Here is a 16,413-nt window from a genome sequence, read left to right as displayed (position 1 = left end):
TTCCATGTACGCGCAGCGCAGGATATCCGGGGCCGGCACGGAGGGCTTGGGGATCTCGTTGCTCATTTGTTTTCTCCTTTGGATGGGGGTGCCGAGGCTAGGCGTCGGTCACGGCGGCGGCGTCCTCGGCCTTGCCGAAGACCGGGTTGTGCACCTCGCCGAGGTTGATGTGGACGGCCTGCTGGTCGGTGTAGAAGTCGATGGAGCGGTAGCCGCCCTCGTGGCCGAGGCCGGACGCCTTGACGCCGCCGAACGGGGTGCGCAGGTCGCGGACGTTGTTCGAGTTCAGCCACACCATGCCGGCCTCGACGTTCTGGGCGAAGTTGTGGGCCCGCTTGAGGTCGTTCGTCCAGATGTACGCGGCCAGCCCGTACTTGGTGTTGTTGGCCAGCGCCAGGGCTTCCTCGTCGGTGTCGAACGGGGTGATGGCGACGACCGGGCCGAAGATCTCCTCCTGGAAGATCCGCGCATCCGGGGCCACATCGGCGAACACGGTCGGCTGGATGAAGTTGCCCTCCGGGAACTCCGCGGGGCGGCCGCCGCCGGCGGTCAGGCGGGCTTCCTGCTTGCCGATCTCCACGTAGGACATGACCTTCTCGAAGTGCTCCGGGTGGACCAGGGCGCCGACCTCGGTGGCCTCGTCGTGCGGGTAGCCGACCTTCACGCGCTTGGCCTGGGCGGAGTAGCGCTCCACGAACTCGTCGTAGATGCTGCGCTCGACCAGGATGCGGGACCCGGCGGTGCAGCGCTCGCCGTTGAGCGAGAAGACGCCGAAGATGGTCGCATCGATGGCGGCTTCCAGATCGGCATCAGCGAAGACGACGGCGGGGGACTTGCCGCCCAGCTCCATGGACAGGCCCTTCAGGTAGGGGGCCGCGTTGCCGAAGATGATCTGGCCGGTGCGGGACTCACCGGTGAAGGAGATCAGCGGGACGTCCGGGTGCTTGACCAGGGAGTCGCCGGCGAAGCCTTCCTCGCCGAAGCCGTGGACGATGTTGAAGACGCCCGCCGGCAGTCCGGCCTCCTCGAAGATCCCCGGCCACAGGGACGCGGAGAGCGGGGTGAACTCTGCCGGCTTCAGGACCACGGTGTTGCCGGTGGCCAGCGCCGGGCCCAGCTTCCAGGACTCCAGCATGAACGGGGTGTTCCACGGCGTGATCAGGCCGGCGACGCCGATCGGCTTGCGGTTGACGTAGTTGGCCTGGCGGCCGGGGACCTTGAAAGCGTCGTCGTGCTGGGCCACGATCAGGTCCGCGAAGAAGCGGAAGTTCTCCGCGGCACGGCGGGCCTGGCCCAGTGCCTGCTTGATCGGCAGACCGGTGTCGAAGCACTCCATCTCGGCCAGTTCCTGGCCGCGGGACTCGACGATGTCGGCGATCTTGTGCAGTACCCGGGAGCGCTCGCGGGGCAGCATGCTGGGCCAGGGGCCGTTCTCGAACGCGTCCTTGGCGGCAGCCACGGCTGCGTTGATGTCGGCGACCTTGCCGGACGCGGCCTTGATGTACGGCTTGTTGGTGACCGGGTCCAGCACGTCGAAGGTATCGCCGTCGATGGAGTCGACGAGCTTGCCGCCGATGTAGTGCTGCAGATGGGTGGGCAGGTTCTCGGGAACGTAGTGCTCGGCCACGATCTACCTTTCTTTCTGGGGGGTGTTCTCGGTTGGTCTGTCAGATAGCTGAGGGGGGTTGGTTGTTCTGCGCCATGTAGGCGTTCAGCGTGGCCGTCCGGTGGGCCCGGGCGGCCATCTCGATGTCGTGCGCGTCCGCTCCGGATTCGATCAGCGCCAGCAGCTTCTCGTGCTCCTGGACGGATTCGCGGGCCCGGCCGGGGACCAGGTCGAAGGCGGAGGCCCGCATGGCCGAGAGCCGGTTCCAGCCGCGGTGGACCAGATCCAGGATGTGCGGATTGGGGCAGTGTCCGTAGAGGACGGCGTGGAATTCGTTGTTGAGCCGGCTGAAGCGGCCGGGCTCGAAGTTCTCCAGGCAGGCGCGCAGTTCGCGGTTCAGGTAGCGGGCCTTGGCGATGTCCTCGGCGGTGATCAGCGGTGCGGCCAGGGCCGTGGCGGCGCCTTCGATCACGCTCAGGGTCTGCATGGTATGCAGGTAGAGCATGGCATCGACGCCGGCCACGGTGGCCCCGACGTTCCGTTCGAACTTCACCAGCCCCTCGGCCTCCAGCCGCCGCAGCGCCTCGCGGACGGGCACCACGCTGAAGCCGAGCTCGTCGGCAATGCTGCTGAGCACCAGGCGGTAGCCGGGTACCAGGCTTCCGCCCGTGATGCGGTCCTTGAGCGTCGCGTAGGCCTGCTCCGATTTGGAGCCGGTGGCCGCGGAGCCGGCGGAGGTCGTCGTGGACATCGTCGGTCCTGCCGTTACTGTCCGCCGCCGGCGGCGGTCCATTCCCGGTACTTCGCCAGCCAGTCCGCGTTCATCGGGAACAGCCCGTCGACCTGGTGGCCGGCCTTCACCATCTCGAAGACGAAGGTGTCCTGCCGTTCCTGCTCGACGGCCTCGTCGGCGATTTCCTCGGCCAGCGACGGCGGCAGCACCAGGATGCCGTCCTCGTCGGCGATGATGATGTCGCCGGGCTGCACGGTGGCACCGCCGCAGGCCACGGTGATGTCGGTGTCCCACGGAACATGCTTGCGGCCCAGCACCGCCGGGTGCGCGGTGGCATAGAAGGCCGGGATATCCAGACCGGCGACGGCGGACAGATCGCGCACGCCGCCGTCGGTGATCACGCCGGCGGCGCCGCGGATCTGCGCCCGCAGGGCCAGGATGTCGCCGAGCGTACCGGCGCCCTTTTCGCCGCGGGCTTCCATGACCAGCACGTCGCCCTCGTTCAGGTCGTCGATAATGCGCTTCTGGGCGTTGTAGCCGCCGCCGTGGCTCTTGAACAGGTCCTCGCGGTTGGGCACGTAGCGCAGGGTGCGGGCGGTGCCGATGACCTTCCGGCCCGTCTTCGTCGGCTGCAGGCCATCGATGCTCACGTTGTTCAGGCCGCGCTTGCGCAGGGCGCCGGAGATGGTGGCCGTGGCGACGGAAGCCAGCTTGGCCTTCAGCTCCTCGGTCAGCACCGGTGCCTTCGGGGCCAGCCCGGCGGCCTCGGCGGAGCCGTAGGCGTCCTCGCGGTCCTTGTCGGTGACCTTGGGGGTGTTGCCGAACTCGGCGAACGGCACCTCGCCCTGCGTCACCGTCGTCGACAGCCGGCCCGAGCTGAGCCCGGTGGCGGGGGAGTCGACCTCGACCTCGACAACGTCCCCGGGGACGATCACGGAGGAGCCTGCCGGAGTGCCCGTGAGGATGATGTCGCCCGGCTCCAGCGTCATCAGCTGGGACAGGTCCGCCACGATCTGGGCGAAGGGGAAGATCAGGTCGGCGGTGGTGTCCTCCTGGACCAGTCCGCCGTTGACCCAGGTGCGGATCCGCAGGCCGGCCGGATCCACCAGGCCGGCCGGGACCAGGTTCGGGCCCACCGGCGTAAAGCCGTCGCCGGACTTGGACCGGATGTTGGAGCCCTTGTCCGCGTACTTGATGTCGTACACGCCGAGGTCATTGCTGGCGGTGACGGCGCCGACGTAGCTCCACGCCTCGTCCAGGCCCACGCGGCGGGCCGGCTTGCCGATGACCAGGGCGACTTCGCCCTCGAAGGCCAGCAACTCGGTGCCCGCCGGGCGCTCCACCGTGCCGCCGGTCAGGCTCAGCGAGGACGAGGCCTTCATAAAGTAGGACGGGTTGGCCGGAACGCGTCCGCGCTGGGCTGCGCGGGAGTTGTAGGAGAGGTGGACGGCAAGTACTTTGCCGGTGCCCTTCAGTGCGGCGGCGTCGAGTGGCTGCAGCTGGGTTTCCTGGGCAGTAGTGCCTTCGGACAAAGCATCCTCCTGGGCTGGATACATTTTGTGATGTACGAAATCGTATACGATCCATCATGGCGTGTGCCAGCCGTCACGTCAACCCCGTGGCGGAGATATTTTCCTGCCGGATGCCTGGTGGCGATCAATGCGACCCCGCCGACCCAAGCGTGCGCTCTGCGTCACTTTTCCTTCGCTCAGGCCAAACAATCCAGCCGGCCCCGCTGCCTAAGGTGTTTGCCAAGCACAGGAGGCCGGCCGACGGCGCCGGCCCCGATCCACCAGGCCATTTCCTAAGGAGACCGACATGACGGCACAGCTGCAGGACGTCCGCACCGGACTGGACACCCGCGAACTGCGCAACACCTTCGGCAATTTCGCCACCGGCGTCACCGTGGTGACCTACGAACACGAGGGGGAGGTCTTCGGTGCCACGGTCAACTCCTTCACCTCCGTGTCCATGGAGCCTGCCTTGGTGCTGGTCTCCCTGATGCGCTCGTCCAAGGCCGGACAGCTGCTTCAGGACCGGCCCTTCGCGATCAACGTCCTGAATGACGCCCAACATGCCACCGCTCTGCAGTTCGCCGGCAAGCCCCAGGACGGGCACGTCGTCGAGTGGAATTACGACGGCGTGGCCCCGCGGCTGGCGGACAGCCTGGCCTGGTTCACCTGCCGCCCCTGGCAGCAGTACGACGGCGGCGACCACCTGCTGTTCGTCGGCGAGGTGGCCGACTTCGGCCACCGGCCCGAGGCCGGGCCGCTGGTCTTCTACCGCGGCGGCTGGCGCGCCGTCGCCTGATCCTTTCGCCGGGGCAGCCCGTTGGGCGGCCGTCCCGGACCCCGCAACCTATCCCCACCACTCAACGAGGAGAGCAATCCCCATGACCGAGACCCTGATCGGCAACCCGGCGGCCGCCGAAGGAACCGCCACCCGTCCCATGGACGGCAAGGAGTACCTGGAGAGCATCCGCGACGACCGCGAAGTCTATATCTACGGCGAGCGGGTCAAGGATGTCACCACCCACCCGGCGTTCCGCAACTCCGCCCGCATGATCGCCCGCCAGTACGACGCGCTGCACGCACCGGCCACCAAGGACCTGCTCACGGTCCCCACCGACACCGGCAACGGCGGCTACACCCACGCCTGGTTCAAGGCGCCGAAGTCGTCCGAGGATCTGCTCAAGGGCCGCGACGCCATTGCCGCCTGGGCGAAGATGTCCTACGGCTGGATGGGACGCAGCCCCGACTACAAGGCGTCCTTCCTGGCCAGCCTCGGCGCCAACGATGAGTTCTACAACCCGTACCAGGAGAACGCGCACCGCTGGTACCGGGAGGCCCAGGAGAAGGTCCTCTACTGGAACCACGCGATCGTCAATCCGCCGATCGACCGTGACCGCCCCGCCGACGAGGTGGGCGACGTGTTCGTGCATGTGAAGAAGGAGACCGACGCCGGCATCGTGCTTTCCGGCGCCAAGGTGGTGGCCACCGGCTCGGCGATCACCAACATGAACTTCATCGCCCACTATGGGATGCCGATCAAGGACAAGCGTTTCGCCGTCGTGGCCACTCTGCCGATGAACGCGCCGGGCCTGAAGCTGATCTCCCGCGCCTCCTACGCGATGACCGCGGACGTGATGGGCAGCCCGTTCGACTATCCGCTCTCCTCCCGGCTGGACGAAAACGATGCCATCCTGGTCCTGGACGATGTCCTGGTGCCGTGGGAGAACGTGTTTGTCTACGGGGACGTGGAGAAGGTCTCCCAGTATTCGGTGAAGTCAGGCTTCAAGGCGCGGCTGTTGCTGCACGGGTGCACCCGCCTGGCCGTCAAGCTGGACTTCCTGACCGGCCTGCTCGTCAAGGCCCTGGAGCTGACCGGCACCGCGGACTTCCGCGGTGTGCAGACCCGGATTGGTGAAGTGATGGCCATCCGGCACCTGTTCTGGTCCCTCTCCGAGGCCATGGCCCGCAACCCGGAGCAGTGGCAGGGCGGCCGCGAGGGCTACGTCCAGCCGGACCGCATCGCGTCGATGGCGTATTCCTGGTTCTCCACCCAGGAGTACCCGAAGATCCGCGAGATCGTGCAGAAGGACCTCGGCTCCGCGCTGATCTACCTGAACTCGCATGTCTCGGACTTCGGCAACGAGGACATCCGCGGCTACCTCGACAAGTACGTGCGCGGATCCCACGGCGTGGAGGCGATGCAGCGCGTCAAGACCATGAAGGCCCTGTGGGACGCCACCAATTCCGAGTTCGGTTCGCGCCACGAGCTCTACGAGCGCAATTACCAGGGCAACCACGAGGGTGTCCGGCTGGAAATCCTCAACGTCACCAAGGGCTACGGACTCACGCAGCAGTTCACGGACTTCGCGGACCAGTTCATGGGCGAGTACGACGAGAACGGCTGGACCGTGCCGGACCTGGTGGGCAACGAGGACGTGAACATGATCGGCAAGTTCAACCTCGGCTGAACCCGGCAGGTTGCCCGGATCGGTCCCGGGGCTGGGGGCTGCTGGAATCCGGCAGCCCCAGCCCCGGGCGTCAGATCGCCTTGCCCGGGTTGAGGATGCCCAGCGGATCCAGCGCCTGCTTGATCCGGTGCTGCAGCTCGCGGGAGAGCCCGCCGAGCTCTGCCTCCACCCAGTCCTGCTTCAGCAGGCCTATGCCGTGCTCGCCGGTCAGCGTGCCGCCCAGAGTCCGGGCCAGTTCGAACATCCGGCCGAGCGCCTCTTTGGGGGCGCCGGTGGTGATCGGCTCGTCCGGGTCGGCCACGATGATGGGATGCAGGTTGCCGTCGGCGGCGTGGGCGATCGTGAAGATCCTGACGCCGGTCTCCTGCGAGATCCGCTGAATGCCGGCGACCATCTCGGCCAGCCGCTTGCGCGGGACGCCGACGTCCCCGATGGAGGTGCGGCCGAGCCTTTCCAACGAGGGGATGGCATCCCGGCGTGCCTGCAGCAGCGCCGCCGTGGCGGCCTCGTCCGCGGGGAGCTGGACGGCGCGGGTGAACGGCTCGATGGCGCCGAGCACCACGTCGCGTTCGATCGCCGCGCCGAAGCCGTCGGTCTGGATCAGCAGGAAGGCCTCGCCGCGGCTGCGGTGGCGGGTGCCGGTCGCCGCGTCGATGGCGCCCAGGGTCGGCCCGTCCACCAGTTCGAGCACCGACGGTGTGGCCCGGGCCGCGACGACGGCGGCGGCCGCCGCGGCAGCGCTTTCGACGTCGTCGAAGTAGGCGGCGGCGGTCGCGGTGGCCACGGGCACCGGGCGCAGCCGCAGCGTGGCCTCCACGACGACGCCGAGGGTGCCTTCGGAGCCGATGAACAAGGCGTTCAGATCGTAGCCGGTAACGGCCTTGATGGTTCCGGCCCCGGTCACCAGCACCTGGCCGTCGGCCAGCACCACCTTGAGCCCGAGGACGGATTCCCGGGTCACCCCGTACTTGGCGCACCGCATGCCGCCGGCGTTGGTGGCAATGTTGCCGCCGATCGAACAGATGGCCGTGCTCGCCGGATCCGGGGCGTAGAACAGGCCGTGTTCGGCGGCCGCCGCGTTCAGCTCGGCGTTCAGGACGCCGGGTTCGACGACGGCAGTCTGCTCCACCGGGTCGATGTGCAGGACCCGGTTCATCTGGTGCACGTCCAGGACGATCTCGCCGGCCCGGGCCGAGGCGCCGGCCGCCAGTCCGGTGCCCGCACCGCGCGGCACAACCGGCAGCCGGTGCCGGTTCGCCACCCTGAGGGTTTCGACCACGTCCTGGACCGACTCCGCCTGGACGACGCCGTCCGGCAGCGTCGGCGGCACGAAGCCGGAGCGGTCCGTGCGGACGAGTTCGAGCTCGGCCGGGTCCTGGGAGAACCGGGGGAGTGCCGCGAAGGCATCCGGCCGTGACGGGGTCAGCTGGTCCTTGGCCATGCTGCAGCCTAACCCGGCGAGGGCCCCGAACCGAGCGAAGCGAGGTTTGGGAGCCGGTGAGGCGCTAACCCGGCGAGGGCCCCGAACCGAGCGAAGCGAGGTTTGGGAGCCGGTGAGGCGCTAACCCGGCGAGGGCCCCGAACCGAGCGAAGCGAGGTTTGGGAGCCGGTGAGGCGCTAACCCGGCGCCGCTGCCGCCGCCCAGCCGCAGGCACTGGGAGAAGGCCGGTACCGGGAACCAGCCGGACGTTAAGATGATGGCAATACCTAGTGGTAATGGAAGACTTTGTCCCCAACCGGAAGCCCGCATCCCTTGGCAGCAGCAGTATCCTCCATCCAGATCTCCGACCTGACCGAATGGAGGCGGACGGTGGCATCGCTGCTGCTGCCGTTGGACATCCAGACCGACGACGAGAACTTCCGTGCCCGGATCGACGCCATCACGGTCAACGGCATCCGGCTGTTCACCGTCAGCGCCAGCAGGCACTGGCTGGAGCGGACGCGGCGGCTCGCCTCGGCCGGCGCGGACCCGTTCTTCAGCATCTCAGTGCAGCTGGAAGGCACCAGCACCATCAGCCAGCACGGCCACCATGATGTGCTGATGCCGGGGGACTTCACCGTCTATGACTCCACCGTCCCGTACGAGCGCCGCTTCGAGGCCGATTCCTCCTCGCTGGTGGTGATGTTCCCGCAGCAGTTGATCAACCTGCCGCCCAAGGCGCTGGCGGGCATCGCCGGGTTGCGGATTTCCGGCGCGGAAGGATTCGGGGCGATAGTCTCGGCGTTCCTGGTCGGCGTCGCGCGGAACCTCCCGGCACTGGAAGGCCGCCTGGGGCTGAGCATGGCCGCATCCATGGTGGACCTGGTCACTGCCGCGTTCTCCGAAAAGATGGGCATCGTGGCACCGAACCGCTCACGCTCCCGGCTGGAACAGATGATGGCGATCCGTGAATCCATCATGGCCAAGCTGGGGGATCCGGAGCTGGCCCCGGATGCCATCGCAGCCGAACACTTCATCTCCACCCGGCAGCTGCACATCCTGTTCCGCGAGCAGGGCACTACCGTCTCCACCTGGATCCGGGAACGCCGGCTGGAAATGATCCGCCGCGATCTGGTGGACCCGCTGCAGGAGTCCGAGAGCATCCGTACCCTGGCCGAACGCTGGGGATTTCCGGACGCTACGCACTTCTCCCGGGTCTTCAAGGAAACGTACGGCGAGACCCCGCGCCGGTACCGGCAACAGGCACAGCAGCCCCGCTGATCGTTCACGGTGTCCCGGCGCCGGGCTGCCTTGATGCGTTGCCGACGTCCGGTCAGCCCACGCTGGGGGCCCGGTTCGGCGGGGAGGGGATGACCACATTGCCCGTGGTTGCCCCGGGCAGGGCCTGGTCCGCCCCCCTGGCCGGCGTCAGGACCCCTGCCGCACCGGCATTCACCGCGGTGCCGGGCTCGGTCCAGGACCGCAGGGTCACCGCGACGTCGTGGGCATTCGGCCGGTCCGCCGGGTTCCGCGCGGTCATGGCGTGCAGCAAGGTGCCCCATTCCGGGCCCGCAGATTCCGGGACATGCGGATCGCGCAGCAGCCGGGCGACGGCGGCTTCGACCATCGGCCCGGGAAACGCCTGCTCCCCGGTCAGGCATTCGATCAGGACCAGGGCCAGGGAGTACACATCGGTGGCCGGCGTGATTTCCTCACCGAGTGCTTGCTCGGGACTGAGGTAGTTCGCGGTGCCGATGGTGGCGCCGTGGGTGGTGGCGACGGTGGCGTTGAGCATCCGCGCGACGCCGAAGTCGGTGAGCTTGGGGTGGTGCCTGGTGTCCGTTTCGCCGCCGCTGAGCAGGATGTTTGCCGGCTTGATGTCCCGGTGGATAACGCCTTGCTGGTGGATGTAGGCCAGCGCATCGGCCAGGTCCGCACCGATCTGGGCAACGTCCGGGCCGGGCAGCGGCCCGGACGCCAGCCGGCGGCGCAGGTCTTCGCCATCCACCAGTTCCATGACCAGATAGCTCGTTGTCGCCCCGGTTTCGTCCTGGTGCAGGCCGGCATCCAGCAGCGTCACGAGTCCGGGATGGTTGAGCTTGGCCAGCAGCAGTTTCTCGGTATGCTGCCGCCGGTATTTATCGTCGTCCTCGGTCGCCGGCGCGAACAGCTTCACGGCAACCTCGCGGTCCAAGGCCTCATCAACGGCCCGGTACACCGTAGCTCCTCCGCCGCTGCCGAGGAGTTCAACGGTCCGGTAGCGGCCCCCCAGGAGAATGCCCACTTCGCCTCCGCGCCGCCGACTGGTCAATTCGCTGTTTTAAGGAAGATTGTACGCGCCTATCCCGCCAAAAAATCTATGGCGGCGTTCTTGAAAGCCCGCGAGGTGATGGCATTGGCATGGGTCCGCGCCGGCAGCCACAGCAACTCGGTTTTGCCGCCGAGGCGGGCCAGTTCCGGTGCGGACTGAGCCAGTTCGTCCTTCTCCCCGGCTACCAGCAGCAGCGGCATCTGCGGTATGGCGTCCGAGGGCACGAACGGTTCGATCTTGATGGCCTCGATCATGGTCAGCAGCGCATAGAGGTCGTTGCTGGGCACCAGCGTGGCCATCCGCAGCAGTTCCGCCGTGGTCGGGTCCTCGATCGGCGTGCCGTCCGCGAGATAGCGCTGTGCTGCCGGCAGGTCGAAGTCCGCCAGCGGATCGTGGACGGCAGGTCCGCCAAGCACCATCCGGCGCACCAGTTCCGGCTGGGTGGCGCCGAACTCCCAAGCCAGCCGGGCACCCAGGGAATAGCCGATGATATCCACCCCGGTGGCGTCGTCGCCCTCCTTCAGCGGCCGCACATGGGCGTTCTGGATCAGCTGCAGCAGGTCCGCCCTGATCCGGCTGGGGGAGTAGGCATCCATTTCCTCCGGCGACGGGCTGCCGCCGTGCCCGGGAAGATCCACCGTGACCACCCGCCGGCCGGCCTGGGTCAGGGCCGTCACCCAGCCGGCGTCCTCCCAGTTCAGCTTGGCCGAGGAGGCGAAGCCGTGCAGCAGGATGACCGGCCGGTGCGGCCCGGTGGTTCCCTCGGCGGCCTCATGGACCTGCACGTTCAGGTGCGGATCCACGCCTTCAACCAGGCGGTCCCGGTGGGCTCCCATAATGTCCGTCCTTAGGTCGGCTGCTTAGTCTTCGTCCAGCACGGCGTTCAGCCGCACGCGGCGCTTCGGTGCCTCTTCCTTGGGCACAGTGCCCACAATACCCGCGGTATCGTCGGGCACCTCGAAGACAATCAGCGGATCGCCCACCTTGATCGTGTCCCCCGGGGTTCCGAAGATCCGCAGGACCTTGCCTGCCTGCGGGGAGGGCAGTTCGACGGCGGACTTGGTGGTTTCCACCTCGACCAGCGGGTGGTTGCGCTCCACCTGCTCGCCTTCGGCAACCAGCCATTCCAGCACGGTGGCCTCGATCAGGCCCTCGCCCAGATCCGGAAGGGGAAAGGAAATTTCAGCCACGGCGGTACTCCAATACTCGCTGGATCCCGAAAAGGATGCGGTCAATGTTGGGGATGTATTCGTCTTCCAGGTCTCCGGAAGGGTAGGGGACGTCGAAACCGGTCACCCGTTCCACCGGGGCGCGCAGCGTCCCGAAGCAACGTTCGGTGACCAGCGCGGCCACCTCAGCGCCGAGACCGGCCGTCAGCGGTGCTTCATGCACGACGACGGCGCGGCGCGTCTTGGCCACGGAAGCGGCCAGCCCTTCGGCGTCGATCGGCTTGAGCCAGCGCAGGTCGAGCACCTCGACGTCGATCCCGTCCTCCGCGGCCAGCTCGGACACCTGCAGGCAGCGGGCAACCATCGCGCCCCAAGCCACCAGCGTCACGTGCCTGCCCTCGCGGGCCACCCGCGACCCGCCGGGCCGGAAGCCATGCGCCGCGGCGTCGAGGTCCACCTCGCCCTTCTGCCAGTAGCGGGACTTCGGCTCCATGAAGACCACCGGGTCCGGGCGGGTGGCCGCATGCTTGAGCAGGTGGTAGGCCTGGTTCGGATCCGAGGGCGAAACCACCTTGAGCCCGGGTACATGCGCGAAGAGGGACTCGAGCGACTCCCCGTGGTGTTCCGGGGCGCGGATGCCGCCGAAGCTGGGCACCCGCAGCGTGATCGGCATCGGCAGCGTGCCGCGGCTGCGGTAGTTCATCCGTCCCACCTGGCACACAATCTGGTTGATGGCCGGATAGGCGAAGCCGTCGAACTGCACTTCCGGGATGGGGTGGTAGCCGGCCATGGCCAGGCCCACGGACATGCCAAGGATGCCGGATTCGGCCAGCGGGGTGTCGAACACGCGCTGTTCGCCGAAGCGGGCCTGCAGCCCGTCGGTGATGCGGAAGACGCCGCCGAGGCGTCCGACGTCCTCGCCCAGGACGACGGCGCGCGGATTCTCTGCCAGCACCTCGGCCAGCGCCCGGTTCAGCGCCTGCTGCATCGAGAGGGTTTCCACGGCGGGTCCCTCGCCCGCTTCCTGCATCACCGGGGCTTCCAACGTCTCAGACATGCTCGGACTCCTCCCGCCAGGACGCGGCCTGGGCCTTCAGTGCTTCAGTAGGTTCCTGGTAGACGAACTCGAACATCTCCGCCCCCGGCCGGGACCCCAGGGCCTGAAGCCCGGTGCGGACCTGCTCGGCCTCCCGTTCCGCGGACGCCTTGGCTTCGGCGAAGAATGCCTCGTCCGCGAGGCCCGCCTCGAGCAGCCGGGTCCGCAGCCGGGCCACCGGGTCCTCGCCGGCGCCGAGCCGCTCCTGGTCCAGCGTCCGGTACCGGCCCGGATCGTCGCTGGTCGAGTGCGGGCCGCGACGGTAGGTCATGGCCTCGACGACGGCGGGGCCGTGTCCGGCGCGGGCATGGGCCAGCGCGGCGGCGGTGGCCTGGACGACGGCGGCGACGTCGTTGCCGTCGACCTGCACCGAGGGCATTCCGTAGCCGGCCGCCCGGGCCGCCACGGATCCGCCGGCGACCTGGCGTTCGGTCGGCACGGAGATGGCCCAGCCGTTGTTCTGGATGAAGAAGACCACCGGAGCCTTGAGCACGGCGGCGAAGTTCATAGCCTCGTGCACATCGCCCTGGGAACTGGCGCCGTCGCCAAAGTAGCTGATCGCCACCCCGCGCTCGCCGGCAGGCTTTCCGTCCAGCGTCTGGGCATGGGCCCAGCCCACCGCGTGCAGCACCGAGCCGGCGACCACGGCCTGGATCGGGGCGAAGCGGCTGGCGGCCGGGTCGTAGAGGCCACCGTGCCAGACCGCCTTGTGGGTGGACATGTACTGCACCATGTCCACCCCGACGGTCCGGGCGACGCCCATTTCACGGTAGGTGGGGAAGACAAAATCCCGTGCCATGTCCAGAGCGAAGCCGCTGCCAACCTGCGCAGCTTCCTGGCCCAGCTCCGGGGCATAGCCCGGGATCAGGCCCTGGCGCTGCCAGCGGATTGCTGATTCGTCCAAGTGGCGTACGGCCACCATCAGCCGGTACAGCTGCCTGAGCTGGTCCCGGTTCAATTCCGGCAGCTCTGCCTGGACTGCGAGTTCGAGTGGCATCCGGCGCTCCTTCGTGTGTTCGTGCCGTCCTGCTTTCTGGCTGTGACGCTACCCACGCGGCGAAACCTATGCAATCTGCAAGTAAATAGCAGAACAATGTGCACAGTTAGTCGGACAATATTGGGTAGCTACTAGGCTTTTTGCCATCTCTTCGACGGGTGTCAGCGCGGCGGCGGATGCACGGGCGCGGACGTCCTCCGGGCCGCGTCCGGCCGATGCCCCCGGGACATGCGTCGTTGTAACGGTGGGGTAGGACAATGTGCCGCAGAAGTAGCCCAGCGCGAGGAGTTGCGCCATGCCGGTGCGGATCAAAAGCCTGCTGACCTCGGGACCGCTGTGGGTGCCACTGACCAGCGGCACCTCGCTGCGGCTGTCTCCCGGGCAGCTCTCGCCGGAAACCGCCGATGTCGAGGTGCAGGGAAACCAAGCTGTCGACTCGTTGGTGGGCCGGGGAATCATCCAGGTCCTGGCCGTCCCCAAAACGGCGGCTGCGGCGAAAAAGACCCGGGCGAAGGAAGAGGCGGAAGGCGGTTGAGGCCCGGATTCCCGTTCGTGCTGCTGGGAGGCCGGCCCAGCGGCTATCCATGACTGTCCGGAAGGTAATGGGAGAACCACCATGGTGAATGTGACCTACCCAGGCGTATATGTCGATGAGGTATCCAGCGGCGTGCGCCCGCTGGAGGTGGCCAGTACGTCGACGCCGGCCTTCGTCGGCGTCACCGAGATGGGGCCGGAGGACGCCACCCGGGTGACCAGTTGGACAGAGTTCCAGCGGGTGTTCGGCGGCTTCATTAGCGACAGTTTCCTGGCCCAGAGCGTGTTTGCGTATTTCAACAACGGGGGCCGCCAGTGCTACATCCTGCGGGTGGTGCGCAGCGATGCGGCGACGGCCAGCGTGACGGTGGCGAACCGTGCCGCAACTCCGGTTGCCGGCATCAGGTTCGCCGCGAAGAGCAAGGGCTCCTGGGCCAACTACCTTGTCCTGCAGATCGAGGACGCCTCCGCCGATCCGGGCAACGGGTTCAAGGTCAGCGTGCGCCGGCAGGCCGAGGCGGAGGTGATCCCGCAGAATTTCGCCGACACCCCGGCACTGGAAACCTTTGACAACCTCAGCTGCGATCCGGCCTCCGTCCGTTTTGTGGAGGCGGTGCTCGCGCGTGAGTCCGGCCTGGTCACCGCCAGAATGCTGGATTCCAACAAGGTGCAGAAGGGTTTGTACCGGGGCGGCAAGGACCCGGTCCTCCCGCTCGGGGACAACCGGAGCTTCCAGATCAATCTGGACGGTGACGGCTTCCAACCGGTGACGTTGCCCGCCGCGGCGGCGCAGGCGGACCTGGCCGGTGTCGCCCAGGCGCTCCAGACCGCGGTGAAGGCCCTGACCAAGAAGAAGGCCTCCACCGAGAAGGAGGCCTTCGACGATTTCACCTGTGCGGTGGAAACGGTAGCTGCGGCCGGGGGATCCAGCCGGCTGGTGCTCAGGTCCGGTACGGAAAAGGCCGGATCCTCGGTGCGGATTGCTCCGGCCCTGGACCATGACGCCACTGCCCAGCTCAAACTCCGGGTTTCGGACAGCGTCTTCGAGGACGGTGCGGCGGTCCAGCGCCCCGCCCGGGCCACGACCGTGCAGCTGGGGGACGCCCAGAAGGATGACATCGTCAAGGATGTTGTGCCGGGCGACGACGGCGCCGCGGACCTGCTGCCCGCCAGCTTCGGCGAGGCATTCCGGAAGCTCGATACCGTGGCCGATGCGAGCCTGCTGGCGGTACCGGGCGAGGCTTCGACCGAGGTGATGAACCTGGGCACGGCATACTGTGCCGGCCGTCCGTTGAAGGACATGTTCTTCATCGGGGAGACGGGCCGGGATGACCAGTCGGCCGCCGCGGCGGCCGGGTTCCGCGACAATCTCACCGCCAGCTCCTATGGGGCGCTGTACTATCCGTGGGTCAAGGCAATCGACCCGGCCGGGCGGTCGCGGGAACCGGTGCTGCTGCCGCCGTCGGGGTTCGTTGCCGGGGTCTATGCCCGGATCGACGCCGCACGCGGGGTCTGGAAGGCGCCGGCCGGCACCGAAGCGACGCTGCTCGGCGTCGTCGGGCTTGGCCGGGAACCCAGCGACGCCGAGCACGGCAACCTGAACGCCAAGGGAACCTGCGTGCTGCGCCGCTTCCCGGCAACAGGCATGGTGGTCTTCGGCGCGCGCACCATCGCCGGCCCCGCCGAGGTGGAGTGGAAGTACATTCCGGTCCGCCGCACGGCGATGATGCTGCGGGTGAGCATCTACAACGGCATCCAGTGGGCGGTCTTCGAGCCGAACGACGAGCCGCTGTGGTCGCAGCTGCGGCTGAATATCGGCTCGTTCATGACGACGCTCTTCCGGCGCGGCGCCTTCCAGGGGTCCTCGACCTCGGAGGCGTTCTACGTCAAGTGCGACGGCGACACGACGACCCAGGCGGATATCGACCTGGGCATCGTCAATGTCGAGGTGGGCTTTGCGCCCGTGAAGCCGGCGGAGTTCGTGGTCGTCCGGATCAGCCAGAAGGCCGGGCAGGCATCAAGCTGACCGGTGGTCAGCTGCGGAGAGGAGCAGGGCGATGGCGAGGTTCACTGTCAACAGCACACGGTTCGACCCTTACCTCGGCTACCGATTCAAGATCAAGTGGGACGGGCAGTACGTCGCAGCCCTGAACAAGTGCGGCGCGCTGAAACGGACCACCGAGGTCACCGCCTGGTACGAGGGCGGCGATTCCAGCGGGCCGCACCAGATCCCGGGCAAGACCAGGTACGACCCGATCACGCTGGAGGCCGGCGTCACCCACGACACCGCGTTCGAGGACTGGGCCAACAAGGTCAACAACTTCAAGGGGGACGCGGCGATGTCGCTGGCGGGCTTCCGCAAGGACATCAGTATCGAGGTGTTCAACCACCAGGGCCTGAAGGTCATGGCGTACAACGTCTTCCGCTGCTGGGTCTCCGAATACCAGGCCCTGCCGCAGCTCGACGCCGGTGCCAACGCCGTGATGATCACCACCGTCAAGCTCGAGAACGAGGGCTGGGTGCGGGACACCTCGGTGATCGAACCAAAGGAGACCTGAGCAACGCGCG

Annotated in this window: 15 protein-coding genes; 6 read left to right on the top strand and 9 right to left on the bottom strand. The window is 67.7% G+C overall.

From position 1 onward, the window contains the following. Positions 1-97: 97 nt before the first annotated feature. Genes hpaE through LVY72_RS11025 form a run of 3 tightly spaced genes read right to left on the bottom strand, consistent with a single transcriptional unit; the run spans position 98 to position 3,895 of the window. Positions 98-1,627, bottom strand: a complete 1,530-nt coding sequence (hpaE, locus tag LVY72_RS11035) for a 5-carboxymethyl-2-hydroxymuconate semialdehyde dehydrogenase (protein ID WP_237820740.1) — start codon at positions 1,625-1,627, stop codon at positions 98-100. Between the two features lie 40 nt (positions 1,628-1,667). Next, entirely contained in the window at positions 1,668-2,357 is a 690-nt protein-coding gene (locus LVY72_RS11030; RefSeq protein ID WP_237820738.1) for a GntR family transcriptional regulator, read from the bottom strand. 14 nt (positions 2,358-2,371) lie between these two features. Further along, on the bottom strand, positions 2,372-3,895 hold the full coding sequence (locus tag LVY72_RS11025) for a fumarylacetoacetate hydrolase family protein (protein ID WP_372463698.1): 1,524 nt from the start codon (positions 3,893-3,895) through the stop codon (positions 2,372-2,374). A gap of 262 nt (positions 3,896-4,157) precedes the next feature. On the opposite strand from LVY72_RS11025, the gene LVY72_RS11020 reads away from it, so the two are divergent. Beyond that, positions 4,158-4,649, top strand: coding sequence for a flavin reductase family protein (locus LVY72_RS11020; protein ID WP_237820736.1), 492 nt, complete (start codon positions 4,158-4,160; stop codon positions 4,647-4,649). Between the two features lie 82 nt (positions 4,650-4,731). Then, positions 4,732-6,318, top strand: coding sequence for a 4-hydroxyphenylacetate 3-hydroxylase N-terminal domain-containing protein (locus tag LVY72_RS11015; protein WP_237820734.1), 1,587 nt, complete (start codon positions 4,732-4,734; stop codon positions 6,316-6,318). A gap of 70 nt (positions 6,319-6,388) precedes the next feature. Here LVY72_RS11015 and LVY72_RS11010 read toward each other — a convergent pair whose 3' ends face one another. Next, the gene (locus LVY72_RS11010; RefSeq protein WP_237820732.1) at positions 6,389-7,759 is read right to left on the bottom strand and encodes an FAD-binding oxidoreductase; all 1,371 of its coding nucleotides are present in this window, start codon (positions 7,757-7,759) and stop codon (positions 6,389-6,391) included. Positions 7,760-8,071: 312 nt separating this feature from the next. Between LVY72_RS11010 and LVY72_RS11005 the strand changes: the two genes are divergently transcribed. Then, positions 8,072-9,019 carry an AraC-like ligand-binding domain-containing protein gene (locus tag LVY72_RS11005; protein WP_237820730.1) on the top strand — a complete coding sequence of 316 codons (948 nt, stop codon included), beginning with the start codon at positions 8,072-8,074 and terminating at the stop codon, positions 9,017-9,019. A 52-nt stretch (positions 9,020-9,071) separates the two neighbouring features. Here LVY72_RS11005 and LVY72_RS11000 read toward each other — a convergent pair whose 3' ends face one another. The 5 genes from LVY72_RS11000 to LVY72_RS10980 are packed head-to-tail and all read right to left on the bottom strand — an operon-like array spanning position 9,072 to position 13,311. Continuing rightward, a complete protein-coding gene (locus tag LVY72_RS11000; RefSeq protein WP_237820728.1) occupies positions 9,072-10,022 on the bottom strand; it encodes a serine/threonine-protein kinase in 951 nt (316 codons plus the stop codon). 56 nt (positions 10,023-10,078) lie between these two features. Continuing rightward, complete coding sequence (locus tag LVY72_RS10995) at positions 10,079-10,885, bottom strand: alpha/beta fold hydrolase (RefSeq protein WP_237820726.1); 807 nt, start codon at positions 10,883-10,885, stop codon at positions 10,079-10,081. 24 nt (positions 10,886-10,909) lie between these two features. Beyond that, the gene (locus tag LVY72_RS10990; RefSeq protein ID WP_237820723.1) at positions 10,910-11,239 is read right to left on the bottom strand and encodes a biotin/lipoyl-containing protein; all 330 of its coding nucleotides are present in this window, start codon (positions 11,237-11,239) and stop codon (positions 10,910-10,912) included. Then, entirely contained in the window at positions 11,232-12,275 is a 1,044-nt protein-coding gene (locus tag LVY72_RS10985) for an alpha-ketoacid dehydrogenase subunit beta (protein ID WP_237820721.1), read from the bottom strand. Before LVY72_RS10985 ends, LVY72_RS10990 begins: the two co-directional genes overlap by 8 nt. Continuing rightward, on the bottom strand, positions 12,268-13,311 hold the full coding sequence (locus LVY72_RS10980) for a thiamine pyrophosphate-dependent enzyme (RefSeq protein WP_237820719.1): 1,044 nt from the start codon (positions 13,309-13,311) through the stop codon (positions 12,268-12,270). Before LVY72_RS10980 ends, LVY72_RS10985 begins: the two co-directional genes overlap by 8 nt. A 295-nt stretch (positions 13,312-13,606) precedes the next feature. Here LVY72_RS10980 and LVY72_RS10975 point away from each other — a divergent pair, with 295 nt between their 5' ends. The 3 genes from LVY72_RS10975 to LVY72_RS10965 all read left to right on the top strand — a co-directional run bounded on the left by LVY72_RS10975 (position 13,607) and on the right by LVY72_RS10965 (position 16,403). Beyond that, positions 13,607-13,846, top strand: a complete 240-nt coding sequence (locus LVY72_RS10975; protein WP_237820717.1) for a hypothetical protein — start codon at positions 13,607-13,609, stop codon at positions 13,844-13,846. Positions 13,847-13,927: 81 nt separating this feature from the next. Next, positions 13,928-15,871: a phage tail sheath subtilisin-like domain-containing protein gene (locus LVY72_RS10970; RefSeq protein ID WP_237820715.1), complete on the top strand. Its 1,944-nt coding sequence runs from the start codon at positions 13,928-13,930 to the stop codon at positions 15,869-15,871. A gap of 31 nt (positions 15,872-15,902) precedes the next feature. After that, positions 15,903-16,403, top strand: a complete 501-nt coding sequence (locus tag LVY72_RS10965; RefSeq protein WP_237820713.1) for a phage tail protein — start codon at positions 15,903-15,905, stop codon at positions 16,401-16,403. The last annotated feature ends 10 nt before the right edge of the window (positions 16,404-16,413 follow it).

Source organism: Arthrobacter hankyongi (genome assembly GCF_022012395.1).
Taxonomy (GTDB): Bacteria; Actinomycetota; Actinomycetes; order Actinomycetales; family Micrococcaceae; genus Crystallibacter; species Crystallibacter hankyongi.
Note: the sequence above shows the minus strand (reverse complement) of the source record. Positions and strands in the feature narration are given on the sequence as shown.

Bases quoted from the DNA above. Each gene is read 5' to 3' on its own strand.
- LVY72_RS11030 (WP_237820738.1), bottom strand. From the start codon at position 2,357: ATGTCCACGACGACCTCCGCCGGCTCCGCGGCCACCGGCTCCAAATCG.
- LVY72_RS11025 (WP_372463698.1), bottom strand. From the start codon at position 3,895: ATGTATCCAGCCCAGGAGGATGCTTTGTCCGAAGGCACTACTGCCCAG.
- LVY72_RS11020 (WP_237820736.1), top strand. From the start codon at position 4,158: ATGACGGCACAGCTGCAGGACGTCCGCACCGGACTGGACACCCGCGAA.
- LVY72_RS11015 (WP_237820734.1), top strand. From the start codon at position 4,732: ATGACCGAGACCCTGATCGGCAACCCGGCGGCCGCCGAAGGAACCGCC.
- LVY72_RS11010 (WP_237820732.1), bottom strand. From the start codon at position 7,759: ATGGCCAAGGACCAGCTGACCCCGTCACGGCCGGATGCCTTCGCGGCA.
- LVY72_RS10995 (WP_237820726.1), bottom strand. From the start codon at position 10,885: ATGGGAGCCCACCGGGACCGCCTGGTTGAAGGCGTGGATCCGCACCTG.
- LVY72_RS10985 (WP_237820721.1), bottom strand. From the start codon at position 12,275: ATGTCTGAGACGTTGGAAGCCCCGGTGATGCAGGAAGCGGGCGAGGGA.
- LVY72_RS10980 (WP_237820719.1), bottom strand. From the start codon at position 13,311: ATGCCACTCGAACTCGCAGTCCAGGCAGAGCTGCCGGAATTGAACCGG.
- LVY72_RS10975 (WP_237820717.1), top strand. From the start codon at position 13,607: ATGCCGGTGCGGATCAAAAGCCTGCTGACCTCGGGACCGCTGTGGGTG.
- LVY72_RS10970 (WP_237820715.1), top strand. From the start codon at position 13,928: ATGGTGAATGTGACCTACCCAGGCGTATATGTCGATGAGGTATCCAGC.
- LVY72_RS10965 (WP_237820713.1), top strand. From the start codon at position 15,903: ATGGCGAGGTTCACTGTCAACAGCACACGGTTCGACCCTTACCTCGGC.